This is a genomic window from Flavobacterium sp. UBA6195, from assembly GCF_002422095.1.
GTDB lineage: Bacteria > Bacteroidota > Bacteroidia > Flavobacteriales > Flavobacteriaceae > Flavobacterium.
Genome location: NZ_DITB01000076.1, coordinates 1 through 11,474, shown reverse-complemented (window position 1 = coordinate 11,474; position 11,474 = coordinate 1). Strand labels below are relative to the sequence as shown.

Sequence of the window (11,474 nt, the reverse complement as noted above, 5' to 3'; positions counted from 1 at the left end):
TGAGTTTTTTCACAGTCTGACGTTGCATTCCAGCACGAGTTCCTCCTCTACCGTCGCCAGTTCTATACGTTCCCGCACTGTGCCACGCCATACGAATGAACAATCCTCCGTAATGACCAAAATCGGCTGGCCACCACTCTTGTGATTGTGTCATTAAGGTACGTAAGTCTTTCTTTAAAGCTTCATAATCTAACGATTGGAATTCTTTTGCATAGTCAAATTTTGCTCCCATAGGATCTGACTTTTCAGAATTCTGACGTAATACATTCAAATTCAATTGATTTGGCCACCACTGTTTGTTTCTATCAACTGTTGTAGTCCCCACAGTTGCAGGAGTGGTAGTAGTGCTATTCTTGCTGTTGTGATAATCAGCAGCATGAGGTCCGCTGTGAGGATTTTCTTTAGAAATACTCATCGTTCTCCCTGTTACTGGACAAGTAGCCGTTTCCTGTGCTATTGCAAATAACCCAAGAAATAAACTGGTTGTTACTAATACTCTTTTCATAAAGCTAATTATTTGTTTTTAAAGTTGATCAAATTTCGATTAATTTAAAATGGTTTTTTTATACTTTAGAATGTTATTTTTTATATAAGTATAGATTTTATTGATAAAGAGTTATAGTCTACTATAAGAAATACCTATTTTAAATAGTACTGCTCTTATACTCTAAAAATACCGTATTAATATTTATATTTGTACAAAATATTAATTATGCAACATATTATAAATCGCTTTATAAGCTACGTTACTATAGACACCGAATCTGATCCAAATTCAGATACTACTCCAAGCACAAAAAAACAATTAGACCTAGCCAATCTATTAGTAAAAGAACTAAAAGTAATGGGGATGACCGATATAACTATCGATAAAAATGGTTATGTTATGGCTACTTTAGAAAGTAATGTAAAACACGAAGTTCCTACTATAGGTTTTGTTTCTCACTACGACACTACACCTGATTTTACTGGAGCTAACGTAAAACCTCAAATTGTAAAAAATTATGATGGTGGTGATATCGTTTTAAATAAGAAACAAAATATCGTTTTATCACCAAGTTATTTCAAAGATTTACTTTTATATAAAGGACAAACTTTAATCACTACCGATGGAACTACATTACTTGGTGCCGATGATAAAGCGGGTATTACCGAAATTATGTCGGCAATGGAATACCTTATTCAACATCCAGAAATTAAACACGGTAAAATTCGTGTAGGTTTTACGCCAGATGAGGAAATTGGTCGTGGTGCTCATAAATTTGATGTTGAAAAATTTGGTTGTGATTGGGCTTACACCATGGATGGAAGTCAAATTGGAGAATTGGAGTACGAAAATTTCAATGCCGCTGGAGCTAAAATTACATTCAAAGGAAAAAGCGTTCATCCAGGATATGCTAAAGGAAAAATGATCAACTCGATGTTGTTAGCCAACCAATTCATTTCTAAATTACCAAAGAAAGAAATTCCTGAAAAAACTAAAGGTTACGAAGGATTCTTTCACGTAGTTGGAATTTCTGGAAGTATTGAAGAAACAGTGGTTGAATTAATCATTCGCGACCATAGTGCTAAAAAATTCAAAGAAAGAAAAGAGTTTATACATGAATTAGCCAATAAATTCAATAAAAAATGGCAAAAACAATTTGGTGAAGAAATCGTAATTGCGGAAGTAAAAGACCAATACTACAACATGAAAGAAAAGGTAAAACCTGTTTTCCATATTGTTGAAATTGCCGAAAAAGCGATGAAAGAATTAGGTATAAAACCAATCATCAAACCTATTCGAGGTGGAACTGATGGTTGTCAATTATCGTACAAAGGATTACCTTGTCCGAACATCTTTGCAGGTGGTCATAACTTCCACGGGAAATATGAATATGTTCCTGTTGAAAGTATGGTTAAAGCTACTGAAGTTATTGTGAAAATTGCTGAAATTACAGCTACAACTAAAAAATAAATCTATTTCATAATAGATAACTATTATAAAGACAGGCAATTTACAGCTTGTCTTTTTTTGTATATTCGCAATTCTATTCTTATTCAATAAAAATCAAAACAATTATGTTTCAAAAAATAAACCTTAAAAAGAATCTATTATTAGTTGCGCTTGTCTCAATTTCTACAATTACGTTAGCACAAGAAAAACATCTTAAAAACATCAAACAATTAACTTTTGGTGGAGATAATGCCGAAGCTTATTTTAGTCCAAAAGGAGATAAACTAACGCTTCAAGTTACCAATAAAGCCTTTGGAGTTTCGTGCGACCAAATCTTTATGTTGGATTTACAAGCTCAAGAATTTAATGAAAAAAGCTTACAATTAGTTTCAACTGGAAAAGGAAGAACTACTTGTTCTTTCTATATGCCTGATGGGAAACATATTATTTACGCTTCCACTCACGCAGCAGATCATGCATGTCCGGCTCCACCAAAACCAATTGATGGTAAATATCTTTGGGCAATTTATCCTGAATTTGACATTTACATGGCTGATTTAAAAGGAAATATTGTAAAACAATTCACTAATTCTCCAGGTTATGATGCAGAAGCTGTGGTTTCACCTGACGGAAAGAAAATTGCGTTCACCAGTATTAGAAGTGGTGATTTGGAAATCTATGTAATGGATATTGATGGTAGCAATTTAAAACAAATCACTTCTGGATTAGGATATGATGGTGGTTGCTTCTTTTCGCATGATAGTAAGAAAATCGTATTCCGTTCATCTCGTCCAAAAACGCCTGAAGCGATTAAAGAGTATAAAGATTTATTAGCACAAAATTTAGTAGCGCCATCTGAAATGGAAATCTATACTTGCAACATCGATGGTACTGATTTAAAACAGATTACGAATCTTGGGAAAGCCAATTGGGCACCTTACTTCCACCCTTCTGATAAAAAAATTATCTTCTCCTCGAATCATCATTCCACACGTGGTTATGATTTCCAATTGTACATGATTGATACCAATGGTGAAAATTTACAGCAAATTACTTGGGAAAGCGAATTTAATGCGTTTCCAATGTTTTCTCCTGATGGAAAAAAATTAGTGTTCTCTAGTAACAGAATGCAAAGCAAACCAAGAGAAACCAATGTGTTCATCGCGGATTGGGTTGAAGGTGATGCTGCCGAAATTGCACAACCAAAGTCACTAAAGAAACACATTAGTTATTTAGCTTCTGACGAATTACAAGGACGTTTAACGGGTTCAGAAGGCGAGAAAAAAGCTGCCGATTATATTGCAAAAGAATTCAAAGCTTTAGGATTAAAACCTTATGCAAACAATAGTTATTTCCAAAAATTCAATTACAAAGTAAAATTGAATCCTCATGCTACAGATGGTTCGGGTGACAAAGCCAATCAAGGAACCAATGTAATTGCGTTTTTAGATAACAAAGCTTCTAAAACCATCATTATTGGAGCACATTACGACCATTTAGGTTTAAACGAACACAACCATTCTACAAAACCTAATTCACATGGTGAAATTCATAACGGAGCAGATGATAATTCTTCTGGTGTTGCTGGAGTTTTGGAATTAGCTCGTATGCTATCAAAAAACAAAACCAAAGAAAATGCGAATTATATTTTTGCTCTATTTTCAGGCGAAGAAGATGGTTTAATTGGTTCAAAACACATGGCAGAAACTTTAAAATCATTATATCCTAATGTAGTAACGATGATAAACATGGATATGATTGGAAGATTAAATGCAGATAAAGGGTTAACTGTGGGTGGCGTAGGAACTTCTCCAGAATTCACAAAAATCGTAAACAAAAATAAACCTGCTGGCTTTAATGTTACTTTAGACCTTGCAGGACAAGGACCTTCTGACCACACTTCATTTTATTTAAAAGATATTCCAGTGTTGTTTTTCTTTACTGGTACTCATAATGATTATCACAAACCAAGTGATGATGAGGATAAAATCAATTACTACGGTGTAAGAAACATTACGGATTATGTATGCAGAGTTTGTTCAGAAATTGAGAAATTAGAGAAAGTTGAGTTCACTAAAACAGCTATGAATACTGAAAAAGTAGTTCCAAAATACAAAGTAACTTTAGGAATTATGCCTGATTACACCGATCATGGAGATGGTTTACATATTGATGGTGTTACGGATAATCGTCCAGCTCATGCAGCGGGAATTTTAGCGGGTGATATTCTAGTAAAAATTGGAGATTGTGAAATAAAAGAAGTATACGGTTATATGGATTGCTTATCCAAATTAAGTGTTGGCGATGAAAAAGACGTAACCATAATGAGAAACGGCAAACCAATTACTGTAAAAGTAAAATTCTAAAATCAAATTAAAGAGGACTTTGTTCCTCTTTTTTTATGAAGATTATTTACATTTGATAAACACAAAAGCATACTATTTTGGAAAAAGAAAACAAATGGAATAAAACCAACCAATGGGAAAACGAATTAGAGCAATTACACGCTATCATTCGGAAAACACCTTTAATTGAAACTACAAAATGGGGCGGTCCTGTTTATACCTATAAAAACAAAAATGTAGTTGGTATCGGTGGTTTTAAATCCTATTTTGGAATTTGGTTTTACAATGGTGTTTTTTTGAAAGATGAAAAGAAATTGCTCATCAATGCAAATGAAGAAAACACCAAATCCTTACGTCAAATGCGATTTAATTCCGCTAACGAAATCAATGAGAAGTTGATTTTAGCCTATATTAAAGAAGCCATAGTGATTGAAGAAAAAGGATTAGCAATTCCAAAAGAAAAAAAAGAAACCATAATCCCTGAAATTTTGCAAAAAGAATTTGATAAAAATCGAGAACTTTTAGCCAAATTTAATACGTTTTCTCCTTACAAGCAGAGAGAATTCATTGAACACATAACTTCAGCCAAGCAAGAAAAAACACAAATGACTCGTTTAGATAAAGTCATTCCAATGATTTTAGAAGGTAGAGGTTTAAACGACAAATACAGAGCATAAAAAAAGCCGAATTTCAATATTGAAATTCGGCTTTTTTACTATTTAAAAAATCTTATTTTGCTGCTAATTTAGCGCTCATTTCCATAGAAATAGCAGATTTCTCCATTTTAATTTTACCTGCCATAGTTTCAACTACTACAGTATCTTCATTCATTTCTGCAATTTTACCGTGGATTCCTGCTTTAGTGATGATTCTATCCCCTACTTTTAATCCGGTTTCAAATGCTTTTTCTTTTTTGGCTCTCTGTTGTTGTGGTCTTATTAATAAGAAATAAAACACGGCAATCATTAATACTAATTGTATTGCTAAACTTGAATTCATATACTAATTATTAAAGCTACTATTTAGCAGCTGGTGTTACATTTGCTTTAATTTTGAACATTTCATGACCATTCTCGGTATTGGTCGTTAGTGTTACCGTTTTTTCTTGTTCTCCTGGTTTATTTTTAGAGTCAAAAGACACTTTGATAGGAGCGGAATCTCCTGGTTTAATTGGATCTTTTGGCGGTTGAGGAACAGTACAACCACAACTTCCTTTGGCATCTGAAATAATTAAATCAGATTCCCCAACATTTTTAACGGTAAATTCTGTTTCCACTACATCACCTTCTGTAATGGTACCAAAATCATGAATTTCTTTGTCTAATTCTATTATTGGTAATTTTCCAACTAATACTTTTTCTGCTTCAACAGTTTTCATATCAGCATCTGTAATTTTATCGGCTGCACTTTCTTGTTTACAAGAAACGGCTAAAAAAACAAATGAAACAGCTAATAAACTAAGTGATTTTCTAATCATATCATTAAAATTTATAATAAACCTCTACCTGATTTTTTTAATTTACCGTCTTGAGTAAATTCTTTTACCAAGTTATCTAAAATTCCGTTGATAAAAATACTACTTTTTGGCGTAGAATACTCTTTTGCAATTTCTAAATATTCGTTAATTGTTACTTTCGTTGGAATAGATGGAAATTTCAACAACTCACAAATTGCCATTTTTAAGATAATGGTATCAATTTCAGCAATACGTTCTACATCCCAATTAGGCGTTTTATCAATGTACTCTTTTGATAATTCCATTTCATTCAAAACCGTTTTTCTAAACAAGTTTTTTACGAAATCTTTATCATCTTCATCTTTGTAAACTTTTGGAATTACTAAAGTATCGTGTTCTCCTTTTAGTTGTTTGATTTGTTTTACAATTAAAGTATTAATTGCCGGTAAATCGTCCAACCAAGTCAATTTATGATCTTCCAAATAATCATATAAACGGTCGCTTGGAGCGATAACTTCAGTATATAAATCAACGATGAATTTTTTATCATCTTCAAAATCACCAACAGGTTTTTGCATGTAATTTTGATACAACTCACTTTCTTTAATCGTATCAATTAAACCTAAAATAATATCATCATTTAATTTCCAGTTATTGATGTTATGATCATCTATAGCAGTTTCCAACGCTTCCGATTCGGTTAGTAAAACCAAAACTTTATTATTGATAAATTTTAAGTTAGGATTGATTTCTTCTTTAGTAGCTAAATGTTTTTTAGAAGCCAAATCAATGTATTCTTCTTCTTTTTTCTTGATTTCTATGAGTGCTGAAAGCAATAAAAGATACAAATTTTGGGTGTTTTCGATACTTTGAAAAAGAAATTTTTCTTCTTTATCCAAATTATCAGATTGGTGTTGGTGCATTGCATAAATACTTTGCATCACTTTTACTCGGATATGTCTTCTGTTTAACATACTAATTAAGAACTTTATAAAATTAAGAGAGCGAAAAAGTTGCCTCTTTCGCCCTGCAAAAATACAATTTTATTTAAAACGAATTACTTCTTTAATTCATTTTTTGCATCATCAATACGTTTTTGCGCCATTGAAAAAGCCGCTTGATGCGTAGTAATGTTGTTATCATCTGCAAATTTAAAAATCTCTAATGCTGTATTATAGATGTTTTCTGTTTTCTCCATTACCTGAGCATTCGTCCATTTTACCAATTCTGAATACACGTTGATAACACCACCTGCATTAATTAAAAAATCTGGTGCATATAAAATACCTTTTTCTTTTAAGATTTTTCCATGAACTGCTTCGTTTGCTAATTGATTATTAGCTGCTCCAGCAATAATAGAAGCTTTGATATTGTTTATAGTAGCATCATTAATAGTAGCTCCTAAAGCACATGGTGCGTAAATATCTACATCAGCACTATATAAATCAGCACCAGTAAAAATTTTAGCTCCGTACTTCGCTCCTACTTGGTGTACTCTATCTTCGTTGATATCTGTAATCGTTACGATTGCACCACTTTCTGTTAAGTGTTGTACTAACGATTCACCAACGTGACCAATTCCTTGTACTAAAACACTTTTACCTTCTAAATTATCAGAACCGAATTTGTATTTAGCTGCTGCTTTCATTCCCATGAAAACACCGTAAGCAGTAACAGGAGAAGGATTTCCAGAACCACCTCTTTCAACTGAAATACCCGCAACGTGTTTTGTTACTTCGTTAACCGTATCCATGTCTTTAGTTTCCATTCCTACATCTTCTGCAGTGATATATTTTCCTGATAATGAATCTACAAATTGTCCAAAACGACGCATTAATTCAGTCGTTTTTTGAGTTTTAGCGTCACCAATGATAACCGCTTTTCCACCACCTAAATTTAATCCTGAAATTGAGTTTTTGAAAGTCATTCCACGAGACAAACGTAAAACGTCATTTAACGCTTCCCATTCGTTTGTATAATTCCACATTCTAGTTCCTCCTAATGCAGGTCCTAAAACTGTGTTATGAATTCCAATAATTGCTTTTAATCCTGTATCTTTGTCGTGACAAAATACAACTTGCTCATGACCATCAAAAGATACTTGACCAAAAACAGGGTCTACTTTTTGAAGCTCATTGGCTTTTAATAATTCTGCTGTCATGCGATTTGAGTTATGTTGAAAATTATTCAATATTTAGTTACAATATTACGAATAATTTTAAAATGATTCAAAAAATTATATTTAATTTAATAATTTAGCAATGAAAAGCGAAAAAACTCGATAATCGTTCATTATCAATTGATTATCTTTTTAATGAATTTGATACAGAAATGGTATCACACTAAAGAATACTATGAAAGAATTACAATATTTAAACAAATACTTTGTCAAATACAAATATCGCTTCCTACTTGGAATAGTTATTACGATTGTAGCACAAATCTTCTCTTTATTTACTCCAGAGTTAATTGGAAACTCCATAAAAGTAATTGAAGACTACGTAAAAAGTCCAGATGGCGACTTACTTAGCTTTCAAAAATCATTATTTCACAACATTTTGCTGATTTTAGGAACCACAATTATCGCCGGATTTTTCACCTTCTTAATGCGTCAAACTTTGATTGTAATGTCGCGCCATGTGGAATTTGATTTGAAAAACGAAATATTCAATCATTACCAAACCTTATCGCAAAGTTTCTACAAACGCAATCGCACCGGAGATTTAATGAATCGCATTAGCGAAGACGTTGGAAAAGTGAGAATGTATGTAGGTCCAGCCGTAATGTATTCGTTAAATACCTTAATGCGTTTTACAATTGTGGTGATATATATGTACAACATTTCACCAAAACTAACTTTATATTCTTTATTACCATTACCTCTTTTATCGTATAGTATTTTCAAAATTAGTTCGATGATTCATAAACGTAGTGGCGAATTTCAAAAGAATTTATCAACGCTTTCTTCGTTTACACAAGAAATTTTCTCTGGAATTCGAGTAATTAAAGCCTATGCGATTGAAGGTAAAAAACAAAATGAATTTACTGATTTAAGCAATGAGAGTAGAACAAAAGCAATGGATTTAGCGAGAGTAAATTCGCTTTTTGGTCCGTTAATGATTTTACTTATTGGATTGAGTAACTTGGTTGTAGTTTATGTTGGTGGTTCTATGTACATCAATAACGATCCTGAAATTGCAAGTATTGGAGTTATTGCCCAATTCATTTTATACATCAACATGTTGACTTGGCCAGTGGCTTCTTTGGGTTGGGTTTCTTCATTAGTTCAAGAGGCAGAAGCTTCGCAAAAACGTATTAATGAATTCCTAAAAGAGGAACCTGAAATTAAAAATACGGTTAGCAGTCATACTTCAATTGAAGGCGCAATTAAATTTGATAAAGTTTCTTTTGAATATGAAGACACTAAAATCAAAGCTTTAGACCAAATTTCGTTTGAAGTTAAAAAAGGAAAAACGTTAGCGATTCTAGGAAAAACAGGTTCTGGAAAATCGACTCTTTTAACCTTAATTAGTCGTTTGTATGATACGACTTCAGGAACGATTTCAATTGACAATAAAGACATCAAAGACTTGAATTTATTTGATTTACGCAATCAGATTAGTGTAGTGCCACAAGATGCTTTCTTGTTTTCGGATAGTATCAAAAATAACATCAAATTCGGGAACGAACATGCTACTGATGAAGAAGTTATGGAAGCCGCTAAAAAAGCCGTAGTTCATGATAACATCATGAATTTCAATCAGCAATATGAAACGGTTTTAGGCGAACGAGGTATTACGCTATCGGGTGGACAAAAGCAACGTGTTTCTATTGCTCGAGCTTTAATTAAAAATGCTCCTGTACTTCTTTTAGACGATTGCTTAAGCGCTGTAGATACCGAAACTGAAGAAACCATTTTGAACAACTTATTAGACTATTGCAAAGACAAAACAACTATAATTGTGAGTCACCGAGTTTCTTCTGCCAAAAATGCGGATTGGATTATCATTTTAGACGAAGGTAAAATTATAGAGCAAGGTACTCATTCTCAACTATTAGACCTTAATGGTTACTACAAAGAGTTATACTTAAAACAACTTTCGGAAAAAGAAATTGAATAAACTTTTGTTTAATCCGATTTTTTTTTAGATTTTTGAGACGCTATAACACTAATTAATTGACAGTAGGATTATGAGAGAAAATGACATGTTAGAAAAAGAAGATATTTTTTCTAAAGTATTGCGTGCAGGAAGAAGAACGTATTTCTTTGATGTAAGAGCTACAAAAGCAGATGATTACTACATTACCATTACTGAAAGTAAAAAGTTTACAGAAGAAGATGGTTCATTTCACTTTAAAAAACACAAAATCTATTTGTACAAAGAAGATTTTGCTGCTTTCAGAGAAATTTTAGATGAAATGACGGATTTTGTTCTTGACCAAAAAGGAGAAGAAGTAATCTCAGAAAGACATCAAAAAGATTTCAAAAGAGAAGTTTATACTGAAGGAAACGATGAAGTAAAATCAGCTGAGAGCTTTACTAATATTGATTTCGACGATATTTAATCTTTTGAATAAATAATATAAATTCCCAAACTCTATTAAGAATTTGGGATTTTTTTTATCCAATTCGCAACCCATTTTCAACTGGCACATCAGAAGTCAGTAAAACAATATCGTTCTCCTCGCCTACCGAACCCAAAACCAAACATTCGCTCATAAAATCTGCAATTTGTTTTTTGGGAAAATTGACTACAGCAACAATTTGTTTGCCAATTAAATCTTCTTTAGTGTAACGTTTGGTTATTTGAGCCGAAGATTTTTTAATTCCTAATTCAACACCAAAATCAATCGTTAATTGATACGCTGGTTTATTTGCTTTTGGAAAATCTTGTACATCTAAGATAGTTCCAATGCGCATTTCTACTCTTTCAAAATCGTTCCAAGTTATCATAGGGTATAAAATAAAAAAGTACAATTTACCGAAGTAAATCATACTTATATTAATTTTTAATTTGATTTTATTTTTTTGATTTTACCTTACATGTATTGATGCCTAAAAACGTGTAAAGCGGGCAAAACTCTAAAGAAGCTGTAACAACCATCATGATTCCTGCACCTAATGCAACCCATTTCATGGTTCCGTCTAACATTCCTGAAAGTCCTAAAATTAAAGCAATCACTCCAATCATAACTCGTAAAAAGCGATCACCAGTACCTACATTTTTCTTCATAATCTAAAGTATTAAGTTTATTTTACTATTGGTTTGTTCTCATTTGTCCAATTGGTAATTCCACCCTCTAAATCAGAAATATTTTTGAATCCCAATTCTTTTAATCGAGTAGCCGCTTTGGAACTTCTTCCTCCAAGTTTACAATAAACCATTACTGGTTTTTCTTTATCTAAACTAGCTACTTTGGCATCAAAATCATCAGCCGTAACATCAATATTTATTGCATTTTCTAAATGACCCTCATTAAATTCTTCTGGCGTACGAACATCTACCAATTGCACATCAGGTTGAGCCATTTTTTTCTCATATTTGGCTACATCCAATACTTGAACACCATCTGCTTGATTCTTCAAACAAGAAGTCAATCCGAAAAATAGGATGACCAAACTCAATACTTTAAATTTCATTCTTTTTATGTTTTTGTTTGTTTTCGTTTCATTGTTGTCCGATAAAAAAGCAGACAAATTAATGGCTTCTTTAAAGTAATCGTAAATTTGTGTTGT

At 32.4% G+C, this 11,474-nt stretch carries 12 protein-coding genes and 1 pseudogene; 5 read left to right on the top strand and 8 right to left on the bottom strand.

Features of this window, described 5'->3' with window-relative positions:
- Nucleotides 1-505: pseudogene (locus B4I81_RS06725) on the bottom strand (catalase-peroxidase); the annotation flags it as partial.
- A 207-nt stretch (nt 506-712) separates the two neighbouring features.
- Between B4I81_RS06725 and pepT the strand changes: the two are divergent.
- The 3 genes from pepT to B4I81_RS06710 all read left to right on the top strand — a co-directional run bounded on the left by pepT (nt 713) and on the right by B4I81_RS06710 (nt 4,958).
- Nucleotides 713-1,957 (top strand): peptidase T, encoded by a 1,245-nt coding sequence (gene pepT / locus B4I81_RS06720; protein WP_291108992.1) that lies wholly within the window; start codon nt 713-715, stop codon nt 1,955-1,957.
- Nucleotides 1,958-2,061: 104 nt separating this feature from the next.
- On the top strand, nt 2,062-4,302 hold the full coding sequence (locus B4I81_RS06715) for a M20/M25/M40 family metallo-hydrolase (protein ID WP_291108990.1): 2,241 nt from the start codon (nt 2,062-2,064) through the stop codon (nt 4,300-4,302).
- A gap of 77 nt (nt 4,303-4,379) precedes the next feature.
- Nucleotides 4,380-4,958: a YdeI/OmpD-associated family protein gene (locus B4I81_RS06710; RefSeq protein ID WP_349678567.1), complete on the top strand. Its 579-nt coding sequence runs from the start codon at nt 4,380-4,382 to the stop codon at nt 4,956-4,958.
- A 52-nt stretch (nt 4,959-5,010) separates the two neighbouring features.
- On the opposite strand, the gene yajC is transcribed toward B4I81_RS06710, so the two are convergent.
- The 4 genes from yajC to B4I81_RS06690 all read right to left on the bottom strand — a co-directional run bounded on the left by yajC (nt 5,011) and on the right by B4I81_RS06690 (nt 7,898).
- On the bottom strand, nt 5,011-5,280 hold the full coding sequence (yajC, locus tag B4I81_RS06705; RefSeq protein WP_291108988.1) for a preprotein translocase subunit YajC: 270 nt from the start codon (nt 5,278-5,280) through the stop codon (nt 5,011-5,013).
- 19 nt (nt 5,281-5,299) lie between these two features.
- Nucleotides 5,300-5,758 carry a DUF1573 domain-containing protein gene (locus B4I81_RS06700; RefSeq protein ID WP_291108986.1) on the bottom strand — a complete coding sequence of 153 codons (459 nt, stop codon included), beginning with the start codon at nt 5,756-5,758 and terminating at the stop codon, nt 5,300-5,302.
- Nucleotides 5,759-5,769: 11 nt separating this feature from the next.
- On the bottom strand, nt 5,770-6,711 hold the full coding sequence (gene nusB / locus B4I81_RS06695; RefSeq protein WP_291108984.1) for a transcription antitermination factor NusB: 942 nt from the start codon (nt 6,709-6,711) through the stop codon (nt 5,770-5,772).
- Between the two features lie 83 nt (nt 6,712-6,794).
- The gene (locus tag B4I81_RS06690) at nt 6,795-7,898 is read right to left on the bottom strand and encodes a Glu/Leu/Phe/Val dehydrogenase dimerization domain-containing protein (RefSeq protein WP_291108982.1); all 1,104 of its coding nucleotides are present in this window, start codon (nt 7,896-7,898) and stop codon (nt 6,795-6,797) included.
- Nucleotides 7,899-8,091: 193 nt separating this feature from the next.
- Between B4I81_RS06690 and B4I81_RS06685 the strand changes: the two genes are divergently transcribed.
- Nucleotides 8,092-9,858 (top strand): ABC transporter ATP-binding protein, encoded by a 1,767-nt coding sequence (locus B4I81_RS06685; protein WP_291108980.1) that lies wholly within the window; start codon nt 8,092-8,094, stop codon nt 9,856-9,858.
- Nucleotides 9,859-9,928: 70 nt separating this feature from the next.
- Entirely contained in the window at nt 9,929-10,303 is a 375-nt protein-coding gene (locus B4I81_RS06680) for a PUR family DNA/RNA-binding protein (RefSeq protein ID WP_291108978.1), read from the top strand.
- 55 nt (nt 10,304-10,358) lie between these two features.
- Here B4I81_RS06680 and B4I81_RS06675 read toward each other — a convergent pair whose 3' ends face one another.
- The 3 genes from B4I81_RS06675 to B4I81_RS06665 form a co-directional block, all read right to left on the bottom strand.
- Nucleotides 10,359-10,691 (bottom strand): tRNA-binding protein, encoded by a 333-nt coding sequence (locus tag B4I81_RS06675; protein WP_291108976.1) that lies wholly within the window; start codon nt 10,689-10,691, stop codon nt 10,359-10,361.
- Nucleotides 10,692-10,758: 67 nt separating this feature from the next.
- Nucleotides 10,759-10,971 carry a YgaP family membrane protein gene (locus tag B4I81_RS06670; protein ID WP_291108974.1) on the bottom strand — a complete coding sequence of 71 codons (213 nt, stop codon included), beginning with the start codon at nt 10,969-10,971 and terminating at the stop codon, nt 10,759-10,761.
- 17 nt (nt 10,972-10,988) lie between these two features.
- A partial coding sequence (locus tag B4I81_RS06665) for a rhodanese-like domain-containing protein (protein ID WP_291108972.1) occupies nt 10,989-11,474 on the bottom strand: 486 nt, incomplete at its 5' end.

What these genes read in the sequence shown, in the direction of transcription:
- pepT (WP_291108992.1), top strand. Translation starts at nt 713, where the DNA reads ATGCAACATATTATAAATCGCTTTATAAGCTACGTTACTATAGACACC.
- B4I81_RS06715 (WP_291108990.1), top strand. Translation starts at nt 2,062, where the DNA reads ATGTTTCAAAAAATAAACCTTAAAAAGAATCTATTATTAGTTGCGCTT.
- yajC (WP_291108988.1), bottom strand. Translation starts at nt 5,280, where the DNA reads ATGAATTCAAGTTTAGCAATACAATTAGTATTAATGATTGCCGTGTTT.
- B4I81_RS06700 (WP_291108986.1), bottom strand. Translation starts at nt 5,758, where the DNA reads ATGATTAGAAAATCACTTAGTTTATTAGCTGTTTCATTTGTTTTTTTA.
- nusB (WP_291108984.1), bottom strand. Translation starts at nt 6,711, where the DNA reads ATGTTAAACAGAAGACATATCCGAGTAAAAGTGATGCAAAGTATTTAT.
- B4I81_RS06690 (WP_291108982.1), bottom strand. Translation starts at nt 7,898, where the DNA reads ATGACAGCAGAATTATTAAAAGCCAATGAGCTTCAAAAAGTAGACCCT.
- B4I81_RS06685 (WP_291108980.1), top strand. Translation starts at nt 8,092, where the DNA reads ATGAAAGAATTACAATATTTAAACAAATACTTTGTCAAATACAAATAT.
- B4I81_RS06680 (WP_291108978.1), top strand. Translation starts at nt 9,929, where the DNA reads ATGAGAGAAAATGACATGTTAGAAAAAGAAGATATTTTTTCTAAAGTA.
- B4I81_RS06675 (WP_291108976.1), bottom strand. Translation starts at nt 10,691, where the DNA reads ATGATAACTTGGAACGATTTTGAAAGAGTAGAAATGCGCATTGGAACT.
- B4I81_RS06670 (WP_291108974.1), bottom strand. Translation starts at nt 10,971, where the DNA reads ATGAAGAAAAATGTAGGTACTGGTGATCGCTTTTTACGAGTTATGATT.